The sequence below is a fragment of the Kitasatospora sp. NPDC023385 genome (assembly GCF_055664045.1).
This window is the reverse complement of sequence record NZ_JBVOOL010000003.1, coordinates 223,942-243,658: the sequence shown is the minus strand read 5'-3', so window position 1 is coordinate 243,658 and position 19,717 is coordinate 223,942. Positions and strand designations below refer to the sequence as shown.

The 19,717-nt window shown below is 70.3% G+C and carries 21 protein-coding genes; 3 read left to right on the top strand and 18 right to left on the bottom strand.

All coding sequences use genetic code 11. The annotated features are described in order from the left end of the window. The 3 genes from AC0B61_RS07065 to AC0B61_RS07055 all read right to left on the bottom strand — a co-directional run bounded on the left by AC0B61_RS07065 (position 1) and on the right by AC0B61_RS07055 (position 3,291). Positions 1 to 1,353 (bottom strand): M20/M25/M40 family metallo-hydrolase, encoded by a 1,353-nt coding sequence (locus AC0B61_RS07065; protein WP_471739576.1) that lies wholly within the window; start codon positions 1,351 to 1,353, stop codon positions 1 to 3. Positions 1,354 to 1,432: 79 nt separating this feature from the next. Next, positions 1,433 to 1,867 (bottom strand): hypothetical protein, encoded by a 435-nt coding sequence (locus tag AC0B61_RS07060; RefSeq protein ID WP_471739575.1) that lies wholly within the window; start codon positions 1,865 to 1,867, stop codon positions 1,433 to 1,435. After that, entirely contained in the window at positions 1,864 to 3,291 is a 1,428-nt protein-coding gene (locus tag AC0B61_RS07055; protein ID WP_471739788.1) for an APC family permease, read from the bottom strand. The genes AC0B61_RS07060 and AC0B61_RS07055 overlap by 4 nt, the downstream gene beginning before the upstream one ends. A gap of 496 nt (positions 3,292 to 3,787) precedes the next feature. Between AC0B61_RS07055 and AC0B61_RS07050 the strand changes: the two genes are divergently transcribed. Both AC0B61_RS07050 and AC0B61_RS07045 read left to right on the top strand, forming a co-directional pair. Next, positions 3,788 to 4,282, top strand: coding sequence for a hypothetical protein (locus tag AC0B61_RS07050; RefSeq protein WP_471739574.1), 495 nt, complete (start codon positions 3,788 to 3,790; stop codon positions 4,280 to 4,282). Between the two features lie 556 nt (positions 4,283 to 4,838). Continuing rightward, positions 4,839 to 5,744, top strand: a complete 906-nt coding sequence (locus tag AC0B61_RS07045; protein WP_471739573.1) for a hypothetical protein — start codon at positions 4,839 to 4,841, stop codon at positions 5,742 to 5,744. 44 nt (positions 5,745 to 5,788) lie between these two features. Here AC0B61_RS07045 and AC0B61_RS07040 read toward each other — a convergent pair whose 3' ends face one another. From AC0B61_RS07040 to AC0B61_RS06970, 15 genes are all read right to left on the bottom strand, one after another. Next, positions 5,789 to 6,019 (bottom strand): hypothetical protein, encoded by a 231-nt coding sequence (locus tag AC0B61_RS07040; protein ID WP_471739572.1) that lies wholly within the window; start codon positions 6,017 to 6,019, stop codon positions 5,789 to 5,791. Positions 6,020 to 6,190: 171 nt separating this feature from the next. Next, positions 6,191 to 6,775, bottom strand: coding sequence for a hypothetical protein (locus tag AC0B61_RS07035; RefSeq protein ID WP_471739571.1), 585 nt, complete (start codon positions 6,773 to 6,775; stop codon positions 6,191 to 6,193). Between the two features lie 65 nt (positions 6,776 to 6,840). Continuing rightward, positions 6,841 to 7,509: a Crp/Fnr family transcriptional regulator gene (locus AC0B61_RS07030; protein ID WP_471739570.1), complete on the bottom strand. Its 669-nt coding sequence runs from the start codon at positions 7,507 to 7,509 to the stop codon at positions 6,841 to 6,843. Between the two features lie 171 nt (positions 7,510 to 7,680). Next, on the bottom strand, positions 7,681 to 8,637 hold the full coding sequence (locus tag AC0B61_RS07025) for a hypothetical protein (protein WP_471739569.1): 957 nt from the start codon (positions 8,635 to 8,637) through the stop codon (positions 7,681 to 7,683). Between the two features lie 188 nt (positions 8,638 to 8,825). Next, entirely contained in the window at positions 8,826 to 9,299 is a 474-nt protein-coding gene (locus tag AC0B61_RS07020; RefSeq protein ID WP_471739568.1) for an NUDIX domain-containing protein, read from the bottom strand. Between the two features lie 145 nt (positions 9,300 to 9,444). After that, positions 9,445 to 9,921, bottom strand: a complete 477-nt coding sequence (locus tag AC0B61_RS07015) for an NUDIX domain-containing protein (protein WP_471739567.1) — start codon at positions 9,919 to 9,921, stop codon at positions 9,445 to 9,447. After that, positions 9,918 to 10,697, bottom strand: a complete 780-nt coding sequence (locus AC0B61_RS07010) for a phosphotransferase (RefSeq protein ID WP_471739566.1) — start codon at positions 10,695 to 10,697, stop codon at positions 9,918 to 9,920. Before AC0B61_RS07010 ends, AC0B61_RS07015 begins: the two co-directional genes overlap by 4 nt. After that, positions 10,694 to 11,494, bottom strand: coding sequence for a class I SAM-dependent methyltransferase (locus tag AC0B61_RS07005; protein ID WP_471739565.1), 801 nt, complete (start codon positions 11,492 to 11,494; stop codon positions 10,694 to 10,696). Before AC0B61_RS07005 ends, AC0B61_RS07010 begins: the two co-directional genes overlap by 4 nt. 42 nt (positions 11,495 to 11,536) lie before the next feature. Beyond that, positions 11,537 to 12,046 carry a P-loop NTPase family protein gene (locus AC0B61_RS07000; RefSeq protein WP_471739564.1) on the bottom strand — a complete coding sequence of 170 codons (510 nt, stop codon included), beginning with the start codon at positions 12,044 to 12,046 and terminating at the stop codon, positions 11,537 to 11,539. 113 nt (positions 12,047 to 12,159) lie between these two features. Further along, a complete protein-coding gene (locus AC0B61_RS06995) occupies positions 12,160 to 13,002 on the bottom strand; it encodes a radical SAM protein (RefSeq protein WP_471739563.1) in 843 nt (280 codons plus the stop codon). Next, positions 12,999 to 14,063: a glycosyltransferase family protein gene (locus tag AC0B61_RS06990; protein ID WP_471739562.1), complete on the bottom strand. Its 1,065-nt coding sequence runs from the start codon at positions 14,061 to 14,063 to the stop codon at positions 12,999 to 13,001. Before AC0B61_RS06990 ends, AC0B61_RS06995 begins: the two co-directional genes overlap by 4 nt. Continuing rightward, complete coding sequence (locus AC0B61_RS06985; protein WP_471739561.1) at positions 14,060 to 15,778, bottom strand: carbamoyltransferase family protein; 1,719 nt, start codon at positions 15,776 to 15,778, stop codon at positions 14,060 to 14,062. Before AC0B61_RS06985 ends, AC0B61_RS06990 begins: the two co-directional genes overlap by 4 nt. Positions 15,779 to 15,783: 5 nt before the next feature. Next, positions 15,784 to 16,752: a thymidylate synthase gene (locus tag AC0B61_RS06980; protein ID WP_471739560.1), complete on the bottom strand. Its 969-nt coding sequence runs from the start codon at positions 16,750 to 16,752 to the stop codon at positions 15,784 to 15,786. Positions 16,753 to 16,784: 32 nt separating this feature from the next. Then, a complete protein-coding gene (locus AC0B61_RS06975; protein ID WP_471739559.1) occupies positions 16,785 to 17,777 on the bottom strand; it encodes an NAD-dependent epimerase/dehydratase family protein in 993 nt (330 codons plus the stop codon). A gap of 63 nt (positions 17,778 to 17,840) precedes the next feature. Next, the gene (locus tag AC0B61_RS06970; protein WP_471739558.1) at positions 17,841 to 18,056 is read right to left on the bottom strand and encodes a hypothetical protein; all 216 of its coding nucleotides are present in this window, start codon (positions 18,054 to 18,056) and stop codon (positions 17,841 to 17,843) included. Between the two features lie 311 nt (positions 18,057 to 18,367). Here AC0B61_RS06970 and AC0B61_RS06965 point away from each other — a divergent pair, with 311 nt between their 5' ends. Then, positions 18,368 to 19,699 (top strand): hypothetical protein, encoded by a 1,332-nt coding sequence (locus tag AC0B61_RS06965; protein WP_471739557.1) that lies wholly within the window; start codon positions 18,368 to 18,370, stop codon positions 19,697 to 19,699. The last annotated feature ends 18 nt before the right edge of the window (positions 19,700 to 19,717 follow it).

The window sequence follows — 19,717 nt, the reverse complement described above, 5'->3', positions numbered from 1 at the left end:
TCAGCGCCTCGCCGAGTCGGCGAAGTGCCGTAGGAACAGCGCCTGGACACGGGCCATGCGGGCGAGCTCCTCCGGGTCGACGCTCTCGTTCGGCGCGTGGATCAGGCAGCGCGGCTCCTCGACGCCCATCAGGATGAGCTCCGCGTCGGGGTAGGTGGCGGCGAGCACGTTGCAGAGCGGGATCGAGCCGCCCTGGCCGAGGAAGGACATCGGCAGGCCGTAGACCTCCCGCATCGCCCGGTCCAGTGCGGCGTAGGCGGGGCCGCCGGTGTCGGCCCGGAACGCCGAGCCGGCGCTTTCCCGTTCGACGTCCACCCGCACGTCCCAGGGCGCGGCGGCCTCCAGGTGCGCGACCAGCGCGTCCTGGGCGGCACCGGCCCCGGTGCCGGGCGGCACCCGCAGACTCACCCGGGCCCGGGCGGCGGCCGGGACGGCGGCGGCCGAGCCGACCACCGGCGGGCAGTCGATGCCGAGGACGGTGACGGCGGGGCGGGCCCAGAGCCGGTCGGCGACCGTGCCGGAGCCGGTCAGCCGGACGCCCTCCAGAACACCGGCGTCGACGCGGAAGGCACTCTCGTCGTAGCCGGCGCCGTGCCACGTCCCGTCGCAGTCCAGGCCGTCGATCCGGGTGCCGCCGGCGGCGTCGCGCAGCGAGTCGAGCATCCGGATCAGCGCGGCGAGCGCGTCGGGGGCGGGGCCGCCGAACATGCCCGAGTGCAGGTCGCCCTCCAGCGCCCGGACGGTGACCACGACGGTGGTGACCCCGCGCAGCGAGGTGGTGGCGGTCGGGACGCCGACGGCGGCGTTGCCGGTGTCGCAGATCAGCAGGGCGTCCGCGTGCAACTCCCCGGCGTGCGGGGGCAGGTACCGCTCCAGGCCGCCGGTGCCCTGCTCCTCGGAGCCCTCGACGACCAGCTTCAGGCCGACCGGGACGTCCTCGCCGAGCGCGCGCAGCGCGGTGAGGTGCATGACGATGTTGCCCTTGCAGTCGGCGGCGCCGCGCCCGTACCAGCGGCCGTCGCGCTCGGTCAGCCGGAACGGCGGCGACGCCCAGGCGGCGTCGTCCAGCGGGGGTTGGACGTCGTAGTGGCTGTAGAGCAGCACGGTCGGGGCGCCGGGCGGGGGCGGGCGGTGGCCGATCACGGCGTGGCTGCCGTCCGGGGTCTCCGCCAGGTGGACGTCGCGCAGGCCGACCTCGGCGAAGGCGGCGGCGACCCACTCGGCGGCCTGCCGGCGCTTCTCCGGCGGGTACTGCCGGGGGTCGGCGACCGACGGGATGGCCACCAGCTCGGCCAGGTCGGCCTGCGCGCGCGGCATCAACCCGGCGATCCGGCGGGCGAGTTCGTCGGTCATGCGAAGGCTCCCTGGGTCATGTGCTCTGTGGTCCCGTGGTGCGGTGCCGTCACTTGCTCCGCGGTCACCTGCTCCGCGGTCACTTGCGGACGGTGTCGCGCAGGTCGAGGTCGTCGATCCGGTCCTGGATGGCGGCGAGCTTGTCCGGGCAGTACACCGAGAGCACGATCGCCTCGGCCCGCACCACCACGCGGTCCGAGAGCACCGGCCGCTGGCCGGGCCCGGCGGCGCCGTTGGACATGCCGGACGTCCACTGGGCCTGGGTGAGCGCGTTCGCCGGATCGGCGCAGACGGCGCCGCCGTCGGTGCCCAGGGTGTGGGTGACCTGGTCCCGGGTGGGCACCGGGTAGCCGGCCGAGCTCAGCGCGTCCGACAACTGCCCGGCCTTGCGGTTCGCCTGGTCGTCGGCGTGCAGTCGGGAGAACGACAGCAGGCCGGTGACCAGCATCGCGACCAGCAGGACGATCGAGCCGAGGTAGACCCAGCGGTGCCGGGAGGCCATCAGGCTGGTCATGCCGTGCCCCCGTCGGCGCCGCGCAGTTCGTCCGCCCGCTGCGCCGCCAGTTCGGAGTCCGCGCCCGGGGAGCGCCAACTCGGCTTGCGCAGCCGCAGGAAGAGGTACGGGACGAGCAGGCCGAGGAGCAGCAGCCCGCCGCCGACGATCCCGACGTACGACCAGGCGCTGCCGCTGCCGAACTGCGAGGAGGGCACGAAGCCGATCCCCATCGCGGCGGCCGAGGCGACCAGCCCGACGACGCAGAGCGGCACCAGCGCGGGCGCCCGGTAGCCGCGCGGGTGGTCCGGCCGGGTGCGGTGCAGCCGGATCGCGGCGGTGAACATCAGCAGGTAGACGATCAGGTAGACCTGCGTGGTGATCACCGAGAAGATCCAGTAGGCGCTGGAGACGTTCGGGATCAGCGCGTACAGCAGGGCGATGGCCGTGGTGACCACGCCCTGGGTGACCAGCAGGTTCTGCTGGACGCCCTCCCGGTTGAGCTTCTGCAGGAAGGGCGGCAGGTAGCCCTCCTGCCGGGAGATCATCAGCAGGCCCTTGGACGGCCCGGCGAGCCAGGTCAGCATGCCGCCGAGCGAGGCCGCGATCAGGGCCACCGCGATGACCGGGGTGAGCCAGCCGATGCCGAAGTACTGGAAGAAGGCGTCGAAGGCCTGCATCACCCCGGCCGTCAGGCTCAGTTCGCTGGACGGCACCACCCAGCTGATCGCGAGGGCGGGCAGGATGAAGATCGCCAGCACCAGACCGGCCGCGGTGAACATCGAACGCGGGAACTCCCGGGCCGGATCGCGCAGCGAGGAGACGTGCACCGCGTTCATCTCCATGCCGGAGTAGCTGAGGAAGTTGTTGACGATCAGCACCAGGCTCGCCAGGCCGGTCCACTGCGGGAAGAGGTGCGAGGCGTCCATCGGGGCGGCGGCGGAATTGCCCTGGCCGAGGAAGACGAAGCCGAGGACGACCAGCAGCGTGCCGGGGATCAGCGTGCCGATCACCAGGCGCATCGAGGACAGCCCGGCCACCGCCTTCGTGCCGCGCGCCGAGACCCAGACGCCGGTCCAGTACAGCACCATGATCACCACGGCGGTGTACGGGCCGTTGCCGGCCAGCCGCGGGTCCACCACGTACGCGATGGTCGAGGCCACGTACGCCAGCAGGGACGGGTAGTAGAAGATCGTCATCGCGAACTGGCACCAGACGGCGAGGAAGCCGAGCGGCTTCGACAGGCCCTCCGACACCCAGCGGTAGACGCCGCCGTCCCAGCCGGACGCCAGCTCGGCGGAGACCAGCGCGGTCGGTAGCAGGAACGCGACCGCCGGGACGAGGTAGAGGAAGACGCAGGCCAGGCCGTAGACCGCCATGGTGGGGGCGGAGCGCAGGCTGGCCACCGAACTGGTCGTCATCAGGGCGAGCGTCACCCAGGACATCCGCGGGGCGGCGGCCACCCGGGCGGCCACCGAGCCGGTCCGCTCCCGGGCTGACGGGGCGGTGGACGTGGCAGCGGTCGTGGCGGCGGTCGGGGCGACTGCCCGGCCGCCGTCGGGAGCGCCGTGACCGGGCGGGGGCGCGTCCGTGGAACTCAATCGGTCTCCTCCGGTACGGCCCGGCCGGCTGTGGCCGGGTGCGGCAGCGGTGGCCGGCTGCGGTCGGGTGCGGTCAGGGGTGTGCGGCCGCGGTCGGCAGGGTTGTTTCGACGGCACGGGCGTCGGGGGAGGCCCCGGGGGCGGGCCGTACCCGGCCAGTCCACCCGGATGCCGGGCCCGCCGCATGCGGCACGCACCCGAGCGGGTGACCGGCCGCGGGGCCCGGGGCGCCCCGGGCCGGACCGGTTTGACGGTGCTCAGCCTGCTCTACGGTCTCCGGCCGGGCACGGAATCATAAACTCCGGGCCGACTGTCAGTGCGGTGGGACAGCATGTCCGGCATGTCCTACGAACTCCACGCGCTGATAGGAACATTGGAGCTGCTGAGGGTGGCGGCGGCGGAGGTTCCGGCGGCCCGGGTGGTGCCGTTGGGGCAGGGGCTGGCGCTGATCCCGGTCACCTCTGCCGTCCTCGCCGCCCTCCAGGGCGACGGCAGCGTGCGCAAGACCACCGGCGGGGCCGGGTGCGGCTGGTACTCGGACGGCTTCGAACTCCGGCTGGCCGCCTGGTCGAAGGCCGGCCCGATCGCCTGCGTGGAGGCCGCGTACTCCGGCGGCAGCGGCACCCAGCGCGCCGCCGTCTGGGCGGACGGCCGGGTCGACCTCGGCCCGCTCACCAGCGGCGGGTCCGAGCCACCGACGCCCGACGGCACCCCGATCTCCCGCGCCCTGCGGCGGATCGGCGCGCACACCGGCGGCGGCCGGGCGGACGAGTTCACGGCGGTCGGCCTGGACGCGCACCGCACCACCCAGGCCTGGGCGGCGGCAGCCGACTGAACCCGCACCCACCGCGCACCCGCCGTGCAACGCCCGCACGGCGCCCGCGTCGAACCCGCCCGCCCATGCGGACGGCCCCGATCCCGAACCCGGGAGCGGGGCCGTTCCGTCGTCGGCCGACCGGACGGTCAGCGGTAGTTCACGTACTGCACCAGCACCGCGCTGACCTGCGAGTTTTCGTCGATCATGGCGCTGACCTGGGAAAACTCTTGTCGGGAGTTTTCACTGGTCAGCGCCATTTTCCGCCCGCATGTGCCCTGGATGTGCCCTCGTTTCGCAGCACTTTGCAGGGCCGGACGTCGAGGCTGAGCTTGCCCGGCCCGGTCCGCCGTGGGCGACCGGGCCGTCAGGGTCCGCAGAACACCGGCTGCCAGCTCGGCGACTAGTGAGGCGGTCTGTCACGGTCGTGCCACATCAAGCCCGAAATCGGCTTGTTCGGTTGGTCGGCCGTGGCATTCTGCGATTCCGTAGGGAGGGGGAGAGGGTGCGACAGCGGGCTCTGCAGCTTGGGCGCGACATCCGGGAGAACGGTAGGCGCGCGGCACTGAGGAAGAGCATGAAGGCCACGGCGGATCTCAGGGAATCCCTGGAACTGGCTGGCTTCGTTGGCGGGATTCCGACTGAAGTCCGGATGGCGCTATGGATGCACTATCGGCGCTCGATCCAGTATGGCCGCTTTTGTTTGGCCATACTGGCGTGGGTCGGATTCTGCTGGGGTGTTCTCTACCTGTTGCGCCCCCTGGATGCCCTGCCCATGCCAGTCCTGATCATCTTGGCGCCACTTATTGTTGTGGCCGTGATGACGGTGCTCGCGTCGATGTTCGTTCCTTTCTTCATGGTGATTGAGGTAAACCGCTACACGCGGTATCGGCCAGTGGCGATCCTTGCGGATCTGGTGGGGTCGTTGTCGGAGGTTCTGCCGGCCGGGCGGAACGAGCGGACGAACCTTCTCATGGTGGCATCGCGCGAGCTGAAGTCAGCCGAGTTGATGATCGGACGCATGAGGTTCTGGCGTGGGACGGTCCCGATGATTTCCTCGCGGCAACCGGAGTTGAAGCGGCACAGCCGCCTTGTGATCACCAGGCTGCGAAAGGCTGCTGCTGGGTTGGATAAAGATGCCGATGCGGCCTTGAAGGAGCTTATTGCTCTCTTGGTTCAGATCGCAGACAATTACGCAGTTGGCCACGTGGGTGCGCTGCTGGAATTTACCGAGGAGGAGAAGGAAAAGCTTGAACCGTCCTGGAGCGTGGTCGACTCGGCGGTGATGGTGGTTAGGGGTGGTGTGCGCAGGGTGGTGACCATCGTGGCTGCTGGAGCCGTCGCCTGGTGCGGTATGAAGATCGCGGGTCACTACGGTTACCACGTCGAGCCGTCGCTCACCGCGATCATTGTCATCCTGTTCAGCGTGGTGCCAGCCGCCGCTCCGTCAATCGTTGGGGCCTTGACCGCGCAGGGTAAGTGACGACGGCTGGGATTGTCCGACCAGGGCACCGCGTCTTTCGTGCTCTATGGCTCCTTGACCATCTCGGGTTCGCGATCGACAGGCTCTATGCTCGGCCAAGGCGCGCCTTCTTGATCATGTTGGCCAATCCGGTCGCGTTCCCTGCGGCTTAACCTGTCGCGAAGGCTGTCCCTGACGTCAAGTACCGCGTGTGCCAGTTCGCCGAGCTTGTTTACGATGATGGCTGCGCCGGCAATGACGCCGATTACTGTGCCAACCCATCCGGCGACGTTCAACTGCCAACCTCCTCGGCGATCAGCGGGACTGTGCACTTGCTCGTCGGGTGCTCGCGCAGACGGACAGCGCGCCGGCTCTGAATCCCTCCACTCTTCGCCATGTGGGGCGCTTGAGTCGGCCGGATAGTCAGGGGCATGGCGTACGCGCATGTCGAGGTGTCAGTCATTCGCTCACCTGACCAGAGCAGGGGTGGCCCTGAACTCGGCGACCCAGGCTCGGGCAGTGTGCTCTTTGGTGCTGATCAGGATGTCGGCGTAATCGGACCCGCCAGGGCCTGAGGGCTCCAGCATGTGCCATGCACTCTCAGACACGGCCAGGACCAGGACAGCAGTGCTGGCGCCGAGCATCACTCGCAGTTCTGGGCCGTCGAGCAAACGGAACGCATGGCTCACCTGCCGGCCGACGTAGCCGTGGTCGTCCCGGAATGCATCGCCATGGTGCAGTGCGGCGCGGAGTCGAATCTGGGCGCCCGGACCCGCGGTGCCGTTGTACTCATGGATGGCGGCAGCAAGTGCTGGGACCACTGTTCGGGCCAGGGTGTGGACGCCCGCGGAGTCGTCAATCACAGCCATGATGCCGTCGCCGCGGTCGAGCAGGTCGTAACTCTCCGCGCCCTGGCCGCCGGCGGCCAGGGCGCGACCAAGTGCCTCGTACAGGCCCTGCCGCATCGCGAGGCAGGCGAGGTCCGTCCGGTCTGTCTGATTGAAGCCGGCGATGTCCAAGCCGAAGAAGATCTTGCGTACATGCTCGATCAAGCGGTCACGCCCCCGAGAGTGGTATTCCTCAGCGTTCCGACTGAGTCAGAATACCACTCTGACTGTCAGTCAGTGGCTTTGGTGCGCAACGCCTCCAGGTCGTGAATGACGATCTGTCGTCGCTCGGTGGTCACGACACCCTCGTCCCGCAGAAGCCGCAGAGTCCTCACGATCGCCTCGCGGGATGCGCCTGCCCACCCGGCCAGGTCTTGCTGGGAAAGGGGAAGCCTCACAACACCAGCCGCTTCGTCGACTACTCCGATCTGCGATGCAAGAGCCACCAGCCGCGCCGCGACTCGATGGGCAACGGTGTGGGTGGCCAGCTCCACTCGGCCGCGATCGGCCTCGCGGAGTCGCTCGGTCACGATCCCGAGTACGGCGGCAGCGGCCTCAGGCTGCTTCCCCACCAGGGTTCGGAAATCCTCGGCAGAGATGGCGAGGGCCGTCACGTCGGTCAACGCGATCACCGAGGCAGACCTCGGTGTGCCGTTGAGGGCGGCCTGTTCCCCGATGATCTCTGGCTTCTCGCGCAGCCCGAGAACGATCTCGGTGCCATCTGCATTGCGGGTCACCACCTTGGCGGTTCCCTCACGCAGCATCAGCACTTGGTTCGAGAGATCGCCCTCCTGGATGATCGTCTGACCTGCACGGAACTGGACCGTGGAGCCCACGCCCTCTTTGGAAACCAGCTCCTCCAGGACTTCGGCCTTCGAGTGGGCACTCGCATCAGTCATGGGTACTTCCTTCTGGGCTCGGGCGGGCTCGCCCACAACGTAGAACACTTTCGATGGCGCCGGAACGATGAGGATTCAGCTTGAGGACGCGGCTCCAGCGCGTGTGTCGAGGCATAGGGACAACCCGTTTGGCCAGGTGAGAGCAGCCGTATACGGGGATCTCGATGGCCTTCAGGCGATGGGGGCGAGGTCCCTGCTGCCGAACGTGTACCGCGCGGCGTTCATCGCCGCCCGGACGCGGGCAGCTCCTTCGGCAGCGATACGTGCTCCGCTGGCGGGTTCGGCTGGGCGCCGGCCAAAGCCTGCACAGGCCCGGCAAATGCCCGGCTGGGGCACCGGGTCGTGGCACTTGGCGCACTCGGCGTATCGGGCCGCTGCGGGCCGCACAGCGGGCTGGACGGGCGGCATCTTGTGCTCCAGGCGGTAGCGGAGCACCGCGACCGCTGAGTGCACCGGCGCGGGCAGGCCCGGCAGCAGGGCGTGGGCGAGGTCGGCCTGGGTCGCGCCGCGCTCCAGCCACTGCGCGACGAGGGGTGCGAGTTCCTCGGCTTCGGCCTGGCCGAGCCGCAGGCGCGGCTCGGGGCGGATCACCCGGAACAGCGTGGCGACCGCCTCGCGGACCTGCTCGTCCGGCACGGCCACGGGCTGCTCGTCGGCCTCGTCCTCGTGGTCTTCCACCCGCCCTCCCGTCCTCGCCTGCGGCTCGTCGGCGAGGACCGGCTCGTCGGGCTGCTCGGCGGGGAGGGAGGTTCCTTTGAACCCGTCCTTTGGAAGGGTGTCAGCACGTCCGGTGGTCGCTTCGCCGGAGACCGGACGGGTGGCACCTGGCAGTGCGAGCTGCGGGGTGTCGTAGACGTGGGTCTCGGTGATGATCGTGCCGTCCGGCATGCGGATCTTCTCGACCCGGTAGAACCCGGCCTCGGTCAGCTCCTTCAGGGCCTTGCGGATCGCGCCGCGTCCCTGGGGGCTGGTGTCGGCCATGTGCCGGCCGTCCTCGCGCCAGCCGTCCGGTCGGGAGAGGAGGTCCGCGAGCAGGCCGCGGGCGGTGTAGGACAGCTGCCGGTACTGCAGCATGCAGTTGGGCAGCACGGTGAAGTTACGTACGTGTTCGGTACGATGGACACGCATCGGGAGGTCGCACTCCTGGTGCCAGACCCCGGGATGTTTGCCGCATCGCCGGGGTCGCCTATTTTCGGTTGGACCACGGAACGTACCACGTCACTCGCCACAGCAAGGTCCTTTTGCTGCAGCGGCATTGATCACACTCGCTGGCTGCGTCGAAGGAAGCTTCGTGCAGTCGGAGTGAGGGTGTGGATCTACGGGCGGGACGCTCCATGCTCCAGGTAGACGGTCGCAGCCTGCGTCCTGGCGGCGCGGGCAGCGTGGACGCGGCGGGCGAGGCGTGGGATGAGGAGTGCGTCGAGCTGGTCGGGGGCGTGGAAGGCGTACTCGCCGATCTCCACCTGGTCGACGGTGATGTTGTCGAGCTCGTCGGCCTGGAGGATGCCGCCGTCGAAGACGAAGAGGAGCTTGTCTCCCTCGGTGGGGTGGGGTGCCCAGTCGGCGACGAGGAGCTGGCCGATCGGCGCGGTGATGCCGAGTTCCTCCTTGACCTCGCGGGCCGCGCCTTCGCTCGGGGTCTCGCCGGCGTGGAGGTAGCCGCCGGGGATCTCCCAGCCGGGCTTGTAGGTCGGCTTCACGAGGAGGACGCGGTTCTCCGCGTCGAAGAACAGCACACCGGCGGCAGTGCGAGGCTGGGCTACGACCTCGTGGGGCTGGGAGTCGCTCATGGTGACGACTGTAGCCAGCGAACCGAGGCCGCCACTGGGTGTCGTGGATGAAAGCGGCGGTGGAACTGCTTGGGCATCAGTTCATGGGCTGCCGCGGCTGGGTGGGCTCGTCGGATTGCCTCCGGCGGGCCCACCTCGTGTGCCGTCATGGTGCTGTTGTCTCCCAGCCGTAGCGCGAGAAGGCGGGACCGCCAGCGCTGTAGGCAGCGAGTGCTCGCGCGGCGGTGGGGAACGCGGGCTCGGGTAGGCGGGCGGCAGGGATCCACTGCGCGGTGAGGTGCTTGTCGGGCTCGGTGTTGGTGAGGTCGCCGGTCCATTTGTCGGTGGCGAAGACGAAGAGGACGAACTGGCCAGCCTGGTCCGAGCCCTGTTCGACGTGGATGACGTGGACGAGTTCGAGGTGGGCCGGGTCGACGAGCAGGCCGGTCTCCTCCTTGAGTTCGCGGGCGGCGGCCTCGTCGAGGGGTTCGCCGGGCTCGGCCTTGCCGCCGGGGACGGTCCAGGACGGCTGTGGGGACCAGTTGCGGGCGGCGTAGTGGAGGGCGGCGATCGTGTCGGTGTCCTTGTCGTGGACGATCACGCAGACGGCGTTGCGGCTGTTCATCACGCTGTTGGTCGTCACGGTGTCCGCTCCTTGTCGAAGTGCCGGAGGGTGTCAGTGGTCCAGGCCGGCCTCACGGTGTGCCAGCTGAACCGGTAGCCGTTGGTGCCGAGGTAGGGCCCGGTGAGGATGTGGTGGAACTCGCACCAGGCGGCGAACTCGCGCCACGGACAACCGGGCAGGCCGTAGCGGCTCGGGTGGCGGTTGTAGGTGTTCACGGCCTGGCGGATGGTGTCCTCGGGGAGGGGGCCGTTGGTCATGGCGGTGCTGACGACGAGCTTGGCGAGGTCGTAGCCGAAGGGCGCGAGGGTAAGGGAGTCGAAGTCGATGACGGCCACGTCGGCGCCGGTGATGAGGAAGTTGCGCGGGTTGGCGTCCTTGTAGAAGGCGGCCGGCATTGCGGCGGCCCGCTCCAGCCAGCTGTCGATCGCCTCACGGGAGAGGACTGGGCCCGGCACGGCGCCGGAGGCCAGGAGGTGATGGAGGCGTTCGCGGCGACCGTCGGCGAAGCCGGCGATGGTGGTGCCGTTGCTGGCGTGGGGTGTGTCCATGCGGGCGGCGCGCAGTTCGCGGGTGTGGGCGGTGGTGTGCTGGTGGCCGAGGAGATCGGCCAGGGACACCAGGTCGTCGGAGGTGCCGTGGCGGCCATCGATGTGCTCGAAGTCGATGGCATTGGCGCGGACTTGGACGATGGCGGGGATGCGCACGTCGGGGTTCACCTGGGCGATCCACCGGTGGTGGGCCAGGGCCCGCCGCTGGGCTTCGGCGTCGGCGTAGGTCTTGGTGAAGGTCCTCATCGGCGGGAGGCCACGACGTAGGCGACGGTCGAGGTGGTCTCCAGCGGGCCGTCGCCAACGGTCTCCCGCAGCCGCTGGGCGATCTCACTGGTGTCGTGCGGGAGTTGATACTTGGGGTTGGTGGCCACGTAGGCGGCGATGTGGTCGGCGTCGGTGAAGCGGAAGCGGTGTTCGTGGTGGACGATCTGCTGGATGTCGAGGCAGGTGGCCACGATGTCGGCCTGGTTGTGGCTGTGGAAGGTCTCGTACAGGCTCGGCCTGGTGGTGGCCTTGGGGTCAAGGCCGCTGGCGGCGATCACCTCGTCCAGGGCGCGGTAGCTGTCGGCGGACTTGGTGACCGTGATCGACAGGCCGCCGGGGGCCAGGCAGCGGGCGATCTCCGCGATCACTGCGGCGGGGCGGGGCGAGTGGTAGAGGCAGAACGCCGCGACGGCCACCGCCACCGACGAGTTGGGCAGGGCGATGGTGTGGAAGTCGCCTCGCATGGACTTCACGCCCACATGTCCGGCGAGCCTGCGCTCGGTTTCGGCGAGGAGGGCGGCGGACTGGTCGAAGGCGATGAGCCTGGGCGGAGTGAGCCGCTCGGCGAGGGCGAGGGTGGTGGTGCCGCGTCCGCAGCCGATGTCGAGGACGGTGCCGCGCAGGCCGGTGGCGGCGAGGTCGGCAATGACGGTGGCGGGGTGGGGGCCTGCGGTCTTGGCGCGGGCGAGGGCGCTGGTGCGCTGGGTGATGCGGTCGGCGTCGCCGTACAGGTCGTGGCGGACGCGGGCAGCGTCGAGGAACGGGTTGGCGGTCATGGACAGGTGGAGCCTTCCCGGTGCGAGGTGGGTCAGGTCAGGTCATGTCTGCCGGGGCACGGTGGCCAGGAACCGGCGGGCGGCCCGGCGGCTGGTGAGGGTGACGACGCGGGCGTGGCCGGCGTGCTCGGCGATCAGCGCGCGGACCTTGGGCCGCATCTGGCGGCGGTAGCCGAGGATGTAGCGGACGAAGCCCCAGTGGATGCGGTCGAAGACGCCCTGCTCGGTGTGCTGGCCACCGCGGTAGCGACGGCGGCGCTGGAGGATGCCCCACAGACACACGATCGGCGGGATGTCGAGGAAGACAACGGTGTCGGCCCGCTTGAGGCGGATGGGGAGGGTGGAGGCGAAGTTCCCGTCGATCACCCAGCGCGGTTCGGCGACCAGGTCTTCCTGGATGGCGGCGAACTTCTCCGGGGGAAGGGTGTTCCAGTCGGAGTCGTAGTAGACGCCGTCGAGGTGGGCGACGGGGGCGTTGATCTTTGCGGCGATCTGGCGTCCGAGGGTGGTCTTGCCGCTGCCGCCGCAGCCGATGATGGCGATCCTGTCCATGTCGCTACAGGCTACCGAGCCGTGCGATGGGGCGGACCGTGTTCGGTTTCGACGGCTGGGACGGCGGGTGGTGCGTCCCGGGCCGGGCACCGGCCCGGGACGCTTCCCGCTGGTCACGCGGCGTCGGCGGCGACCAGGGCGGCGCGGTCGAAGTCGTAGCGGACCTCGCGGCCGGGGCCGGCGACCTCGGCGCACGACAGGTAGACCCGTCCGTCCGGCGCGATCTCCAGCTTCTCGACCACGCCGGTGGGCTCCGGGCAGCGTTCAGGCAGCAGGATGTCGGTGTTGATCGTCATGCCGTCCAGGTCCATGGCGGTCAGCTGTTCGTGGAGGTGCTGGGTCTGTTCCCAGGTGACGGCCGTGATGCCGCTCGTGGCGGCATTGCCGACCAGGCGGACGCGGTGGAGCATCAGGTCGCGGGCGCCGAGGTCGCGCAGTCGCTCGGCCAGGGCGGGGATGGTAGCGATGTTCTCGCCGGTGAGCGTGCAGGTGGCGCCGAAGGGGAGCTTGCGGCCGTGGGCCCAGGCGAGGGTGTCGAAGGCGGCGGCGAAGGAGCCCGGGCGGCGGATGCTGTCGTGGGCCTCGGCGGTGCCGCCGTCCAGGGACACACGGAGCATGTCCAGGTGCTCGGCGGCCCGGGTGAGGAATGCTCGGCGCTTGTAGCCGTTGGTGCAGATCTCGGTGCGGTAGCCGAGCGACTTGGCGGCGGTCAGGACAGTCGGCAGGCCCTCGAACAGCAGGGGTTCGCCGCCGAGCAGGCACACCCAGTGGGTGTCGTAGGCGGCGGCGAAGTAGGTGAGGGCGGCGGTGGCCTGGTCGATCGTGACGGTGTCGGGGCGCTTGAGGTCCTCGCCGTGGTAGCAGGTGGTGCAGGAGAGGTTGCAGCGGAACAGCAGCTCCAGGTAGAGCTTTTCGACCCGCTGGATGCCGGGGAGTACGGCTGCGGTCTGGGTCATGCGCGGGCTCCTTCGATGTCGATGAGGAGAGGCGGGATGTCGGTGCCGGCCAGCGCGGCGGTGACGGTGCGGAGCTGGCGGGTGAGGCGGAACGGGTCGAGGCGATCGAGGCAGCGGGCGATCAGGTCGGCATGGGCCTGGCTGCCCGCGATCTCGGTGAGCGCGGCGATGGTGGCCATCACGTCGACGGCGCCGGTGACGATCAGCTCGCGCGGCACGACCGCTTCCGCACCACGCAGCGTGCGCGGGGCGAGCGGCAGGCAGCCGGCGAGGACGGCTTCGAAGAGGCGCTGGGTGAACTGGCCGCTTCGCGCGTACCGGTCGGGCGCGAGGAGCACGGTGGCCAGCGCGGAGCGGTAGAGCGGAGTGACCTCGTCGAAGGGGATACGCCCGGTGAAGTTCACCTGCGGCCAGCGGGCGGTGTCGTTCCACTTCCCGGCCACTCGATGCGGCAGCTTGGCGGCGGCCGGAGCGAAGTACTCGTCGAAGGCGGCGTCGCGGTCGTACTGGTTGCCGATGTAGACCAGCGGCAGCAGGCGCCGCCCCTGGGTGGCGAGCGCGGCCGGGTGGGCCTGGTCGAGTGCTTCGTCGGCGACCGGGAAGAGCAGGGGCACCGCCCCGGGCGAGGGGTGGAGGGCCGGCTCGCACACCTGGACGTGCCCGAGGGCGCGGAGCGGGTCGTCGGCGGGCAGCTGCTGGTCCTTGTCCCACAGGACCGTGCGGACGGCGTGCCGGTGGGTGTAGTGGTCGAGGAGGGCCTGCTGCCGGTGCAGGTCGCAGGTGTGACCGGCGCTGCCGCATTCGGTGGTGTTGCGGCCGGGGATGGGCCAGCGCCATTCCAGGAACAGGGCGTCGATCTCGGGTAGTCCGCCGTCCCACCGATAGGTGGTGGTGAGGTCGGTGCCGGCCTCGGCGAGATCGCGGTTGGCCTGGAGGAAGACGATCTCGTGCCCGGCGGCGATCAGGCCGTCCACCAGGGTGCGTCGGTGGCTGCGTCCGCCGTCCGGGGTGTCGGTGACGCCGGGGCCGAGGAAACCCCAGTGGCTGTATCCGACTCTCATGCCTTGGTCACCCACCAGTCCTCGATGAGGAGCGCGTCGAGACCGGATTCGGCCAGGCAGTCCAGCGCCATCTCGGGGGTGCCGCAGATCGGCTTGCCCTTGACGTTGAGGGACGTGTTGATCAGCACGGGTACGCCGGTGAGTTCGGCGAAGGCGGTCAGGATGTCGGCGAGGAGTGGGTTGTCCCTGGGCGTGAGGGTCTGCACGCGCGTGGTGCCGTTGGTGTGGATGATCGCCGGGATCGTCTCGCGGGCCAGGTCGGTGACCGGGGAAGCCATCGACATGAACGGCGCCTCCTGGCCGAGAGTGAAGTAGTCGGCGGCCTTGTCGGCCAGGACGACCGGGGCGAATGGGCGGAACGGTTCACGGAACTTCACGGTGGAGTTGAGCCGGTCGGCGACGCCGGGCCGTAGCGGGGAGGCGAGGATCGAGCGGTGCCCGAGCGCTCGGGGCCCGGCCTCCACTCCGCCCTGGAACAGGCCGATGATCGTGCCCTTGGCCAGCTCGCGGGCCGCGAAGGCGGCCACGTCGTTCAGGCGGCGCGCGGTCATGCCGGGCCGAGGCTCGGCGGGCAGCTCCAGGCCGGGGAAGGCCGGGCCGAGGTAGCAGGCCCGGGCCAGTCCGGTCGGCAGGTCGCCGTACCGGTCGAGGTGGACGGCTGCTGCGGCGCCGATCGCGGTGCCGGAGTCCCCGGGGGCGGGCGGGACGGCGACCTCGTCGAACAGCCCGGAGACGATGATCTTGCCGATGCTGACGCAGTTCATCGCGACTCCGCCACCGACGCACAGCAGCCGGGCGCCGGTACGCTCGCGGGCGATCCGCGCCAGGTGCAGCATCACCTGCTCGGTCCGCTCCTGGAGGGCGGCGGCAAGGTCGGCGTGGACCTGGGCGACCTCCTCGCCCGGTCGGCGGGGCGGGCAGGTGAAGGCGGTGAAGTCGGCGGTCAGCCGCGGGTAGCGGCGGTCCATGACCCGCAGGGCGATGAGCCGGTGGTCGAGGACGAAGCCGTTGGTGGTGAGCTGGACGGCCTTGGTGAACAGGGCCCGGAAGCGCTTCGGGTCGCCGAGGGCGGCCAGGGCCATGACGGTGCCTTCCTCGTCTCCGCGCCGCCATCCGAGGTGCTCGGTGATGGCGCCGTACACGTAGCCGAGGGACGCGGGGTCGTCGATGGCGTGGACGATCCGGTACGAGCAGCGGTTCGCGCGCTGCCTCGCGTGGCCGATGGTGGTGGCCTGGACTTCGCCGAGGCTGTCCACCACGAGGACGGCGGCCTCGTCGTAGCCGGATGCCGCGAACGCGTAGAGCCCGTGGGCTCGGTGGTGAAGCACAGGCTGCACGGCGGCGTTCGGGAAGCAGTCGGCCAGGCGGGCCAGACGCCGGCGGGTGTTGGCGGCGACCTGGGTGAACGACCGGGCCCTCGGCAGGGCGCGAACGGCGGTGACGGGCCGCACCGCGTGGGTGAGAGAGGCGGGGATCGCCCGCAGGTAGTGCTGCGGCGTGAAGTTGTAAGCGACGGTGCCGATGTCGGCGCGGGTCAGGCCCGCTTCGTCGAGGAGCCAGTCGACGGCCTTGGCCGGGTAGCTCTTGTCGTGCTTGACGGCGCTGAGTCTCTCCTCCTCGACGAACCCGATGAGCTGGCCGTCAACGAGCAGGGCGGCGGCGGAGTCGTGGGTGTAGGAGCACAGGCCCAGCACGGTGCTGCGGTTCGTGGTCACCTTGGTCACCTCTTCGCCGGGATCGCCGGGGTGGGCATCTGGGCGAGCGGGATCTTCTGCTCGCGCTGGTCGTACCAGAGAGCCAGGGCTTCGGGCAGCGGCCCGGTCGTTTCGGCGGCCCTGACGCGTGCCTCGTCGCGGCTTCCGGCCTTCCAGAGCCGGTAGCTGGCCAGGACGGCGGCGAAGCCGTCCCACACTGGGTGCCCGACCGCTTCACCCGCCGTGACCTGCTTCATCATCAGGTCGAAGTCTTCCCACGCGATGCCGAGCGGCTGCCACGTCGGGGAGGCGGGCGCGTCGGCGGTGAGGCTCCAGGCGGTGTCCTGGTGCTGGGCGTACAGGTGCAGGGAGTCGACGTGGTGGTGGTAGTCGCCGACCTGGACGCCGAGCCAGCCGGCCATCAGCTCGTGCAGGACGGTCGTGGTGATCAGGTCGTACGGAAGCCCAAGCCACACGTCCTGGCTGCGCATGCTGGTGTGCATCTCCAGACGGCCCTCGCGCAGGTAGAAGCGGTAGCCGAGGGTGCAGGGGACGTCCTTGTGGCCGGCGGTGTCGCGGCTCGGGTCGAAGATCTGAACGACGGCGCGACGGCTCTCACTGTCGCGGGTCAGCTGCCGCCGGACGTAGTCGAGCTGGTCCAGTCGTCCGTGCCAGCGTCGAAGGCGCGGACCGTAAGCGCCCTGGAGGGCTCCGTGGTCGGTGAGCGTGGCCAGGCGGCTGTTGAAGTCGTGGATCCAGTCCGCGTTGGAGCCGGAGAGGATCCACACGGTCTCGGCGGCGGCGAACGCGGGGTTCAGCACCCGGTACGGGCCGAGGTGGACCATGCGGGCGGCCGGGTTGGTCAGCTTGAGATAGGCGCCCATGAGTTCGGCGGTGGCCATGCCGCGCGGCGCGACGCTGCGGCCCTGGCTCAGGATGGCCTTGCTGGCACGGGTGAACAGCGCGTTCGCGCTGTCCGCGGTGGTGACGAACACGATTCCTCCGGTGAAACGGCGGGGCGGATCATTCAGGCGCCCACGGGCTGCGGGGAGTTGGCGGTGAGGTGGGCGAGCTGGCGGGAGATGCCCTGGAGGAGGGCGGTGCGGGGCGCCCAGCCCAGGAGGTCGACCGCCCGGGAGTGGTCGGCGAGGGTGGCCTCGACGTCGCCGGCCTGGGCAGGCAGCCGGTTCACCGGCACCGCGTGGCCGGTCAGTTCTTCGACGGCGGCCAGCACCTCCAGCACGCTGGTGCTGACGCCGGCGCCGATGTTGAGCACAGTCGTGGTGATGGGCGCGGCCGCGGAGGCGATGGCGGCCTGGACCACGTCGCCCACGTAGGTGAAGTCGCGGCGCTGGTCCCCATTCCCGTAGAGGTCCAGCGCGGGTCCGCCGAGCGCCGCCGTGAGCGCGCGGCCGATCAGCATGTCGCCGCGCTGACGGGGCCCGTAGACGGTGAACAGCCGAAGCGCCACCGCCGTGGCCGTGGAGGTGGCCTTGCCCGCGTGGGCCAGGCACAGCTGTTCACCGGCGAGCTTGCTGATCGCGTACGGGGACTCGGGGTTGGGCGTGATCGCTTCGCCGGTGGCGCCGCCGTTGGTGGTCCCGTAGACGCTGGACGAGGAGGCGTAGACCAGGCGGGGAACCCGGACGTCCTCGCAGGCGGCCAACACCCGCTCGGTGGCGAAGACGTTGCAGGCGGTGTACTCGGAGAACCGCTCGCCCCAGGAACCGCGCACGCCCGGCAGGGCGGCGAGGTGGAAGACCGCGTCGGCCTGCAGGAAGAGGGCCTGGAGTGGGCAGGTCCTCAAGTCGGCGGCGACGAAGGTGAAGCCGGGGTGGTCGAGGGCTCCGGCGAGGTTGGTCGCTGCCTGCGGGTCGGTGCGCGGGTCGCGGCGGTCCACCCCGACGACGGCGGTGCCGGCCGCGAGGAGGGCGTCGACCAGGTGCGATCCGATGAAGCCTGCGGCTCCGGTGACGACGGCCCGGGACAGGGCGCCTCCGGGCGTTGTGCTGTGCAGCATTGAAGTCCCCCAATGGTCTTGCTGGTTGGTGTCTGGATGGGTGGGCCGCTGCGGGCCGGATGGTCAGGCCGTGTGCAGCGTGGGCGGCTGAACGCCGTCGAGCGCCGTGGTGTGGCTGTGGCTCGATGAGGCGAGCTGGTGCTGGACGACCGTCCCGAGCAGGGCGAGGCACAGGACGTGGCCGAGGGCCCACAGGGCGGTGAAGAGAACTGAGCCGATCGGGTCACGATCGGTGCTGCGGCAGCGCCTGCCGGGCGTGCTGCCCAGAACGCGGATCATCGTCTTCCCCTCCGGACTACGCGCGGCCTTGAAGGCCCCGCAGTGGTCGAGTGCGATCGAGGTACCGGATGTGCGCAGCCCAAGGGGGGCGCGCTTCCCCACGGCCGGACGGCGGTGACGTTCACGACGCTGGCGGCCGGGGCATGTCGAAACACTCACGCACTGCAACCCCCGCCGGGAAGGGGAAGTGATGGTCAGTCAGGTCAGGTGCTAGTCAGAATGGTCAGAATCGGGCGGGGGCAGAGGTCGGCGCCGATGGCTGCTGTACGTTGGCGAAGAACTGTCGGCCGCATCGGACTCCGAGGTCACCTGTGGACGAAGGCTCCTTGCTCGGCGACTGCCTCAAGCAACTCGATTGGTCGCCCGACAAACTGGCACGCGAGATCAACCGCGTGCGCCCGAACAGCATCAGCCCGAAAGCTCCCTACGGCTGGCTCAAGGGCTCCACGCCGCGCGGCGATCTTCCCCAGATCGTCGCCTCGATCCTCTCCCACCACCTGAAGGAGACGATCACCGTCGCGGCCCTGTGGCCGGCGAAGGCCGCCGTGGTCGGCGCTGACGGCTGGCTGCGGCAACCGTGGTCGCAGGAGGGCACGTGGGCGGGGCTCGGGTCCTTCACGGCAGGCCCCCTGCGTTCCGGCCTCGGAGTGCTGCGGCCCGTGTCCGGCCAGGGACTCATCGGCGCGGCCGTCGAGTGGCTGACCACCGAGGACGAGCCGGTCATCGGGCGGCCGAACGGGGAGGCGATCAGCCCGCAGGCCATCGACGTCCTCGTTGATCGCGTCGCCCAGCTCCGCCGGATCGACGACGTCCAGGGCGGCCCGCTCGTACTGGACTGGATCACCCAAGATCTGAACTGGGCCGCACACTTGGCCCGCAACGGCTCCTACGACCCGGCCATAGGGCAGCGCCTCCACAGCGTGCTCGCCGAGCTCGCGCAGCTGGCCGGCTGGCTGGCGTGCGACCTTGGACGCAACGCGCTCGGCCAGCGCTATCTCCTGTTCGGGCTCCGCGCCGCGCACACAGCCAACAACCGCCCGCTCGGGGCGAACATCGTCTCCTGCCTCAGCTACCAGGCGGCCTGGGGCAGCGCGCACGACGAGGCCCTTCGCCTGATCAAGATCGCCCGGCAGGGAATCGGCGGCACGCCGGGCGGGGCGGTCCACGCGCTCCTCGCCACCCGGCAGGCCCGCGCCCACTCCCAGCTGGGCCAACTGAACGACTGCGTCAGGGCCCTCGACGAGGCAGCCGCCCTGGCCGAGTTCGCAGCGGACGGCACCACGCCTGCATGGGCCTACTGGGTGACACCGGCGGTTCTCGCCGCCGACGCCAGCCGGGCCTGGCTCGAACTCGGCCGCCCAGAAGTCGCCGAACGGCACCTCCTCCGCGGCCTGCACCTCTTCGGCGACGAACAGCCCCGGAACAGGCTTCTCCACACGATGTCCCTGGCGGAGGCCCGACTGAGGCAACGCGATCTCGACGGCGCCGCCGACGCCACCCGCGAGGCTCTCGGCCTCCGCCCGTACCTCGAATCCGGCAGGGCCAGACAGCGGATGGCCAGCCTGCGCGACGAGTTCAAGCAGTCCGACAGCCCGCTGGCGCACGACGTCACCGAGCAGATCAGCGCCGTCCTGGCCGCATAACCTGTACTCCCCCACGCA

Excerpts from the sequence above, each read along its gene's own strand:
- AC0B61_RS06975 (WP_471739559.1), bottom strand. The coding sequence starts at position 17,777 with ATGCTGCACAGCACAACGCCCGGAGGCGCCCTGTCCCGGGCCGTCGTC.
- AC0B61_RS07045 (WP_471739573.1), top strand. The coding sequence starts at position 4,839 with ATGAAGGCCACGGCGGATCTCAGGGAATCCCTGGAACTGGCTGGCTTC.
- AC0B61_RS07055 (WP_471739788.1), bottom strand. The coding sequence starts at position 3,291 with ATGTCCTGGGTGACGCTCGCCCTGATGACGACCAGTTCGGTGGCCAGC.
- AC0B61_RS07050 (WP_471739574.1), top strand. The coding sequence starts at position 3,788 with ATGTCCTACGAACTCCACGCGCTGATAGGAACATTGGAGCTGCTGAGG.
- AC0B61_RS07020 (WP_471739568.1), bottom strand. The coding sequence starts at position 9,299 with ATGAGCGACTCCCAGCCCCACGAGGTCGTAGCCCAGCCTCGCACTGCC.
- AC0B61_RS07010 (WP_471739566.1), bottom strand. The coding sequence starts at position 10,697 with ATGAGGACCTTCACCAAGACCTACGCCGACGCCGAAGCCCAGCGGCGG.
- AC0B61_RS07005 (WP_471739565.1), bottom strand. The coding sequence starts at position 11,494 with ATGACCGCCAACCCGTTCCTCGACGCTGCCCGCGTCCGCCACGACCTG.
- AC0B61_RS07060 (WP_471739575.1), bottom strand. The coding sequence starts at position 1,867 with ATGACCAGCCTGATGGCCTCCCGGCACCGCTGGGTCTACCTCGGCTCG.
- AC0B61_RS07065 (WP_471739576.1), bottom strand. The coding sequence starts at position 1,353 with ATGACCGACGAACTCGCCCGCCGGATCGCCGGGTTGATGCCGCGCGCG.
- AC0B61_RS07030 (WP_471739570.1), bottom strand. The coding sequence starts at position 7,509 with ATGACTGATGCGAGTGCCCACTCGAAGGCCGAAGTCCTGGAGGAGCTG.
- AC0B61_RS06995 (WP_471739563.1), bottom strand. The coding sequence starts at position 13,002 with ATGACCCAGACCGCAGCCGTACTCCCCGGCATCCAGCGGGTCGAAAAG.
- AC0B61_RS06970 (WP_471739558.1), bottom strand. The coding sequence starts at position 18,056 with ATGATCCGCGTTCTGGGCAGCACGCCCGGCAGGCGCTGCCGCAGCACC.
- AC0B61_RS07000 (WP_471739564.1), bottom strand. The coding sequence starts at position 12,046 with ATGGACAGGATCGCCATCATCGGCTGCGGCGGCAGCGGCAAGACCACC.
- AC0B61_RS06990 (WP_471739562.1), bottom strand. The coding sequence starts at position 14,063 with ATGAGAGTCGGATACAGCCACTGGGGTTTCCTCGGCCCCGGCGTCACC.
- AC0B61_RS07025 (WP_471739569.1), bottom strand. The coding sequence starts at position 8,637 with ATGCGTGTCCATCGTACCGAACACGTACGTAACTTCACCGTGCTGCCC.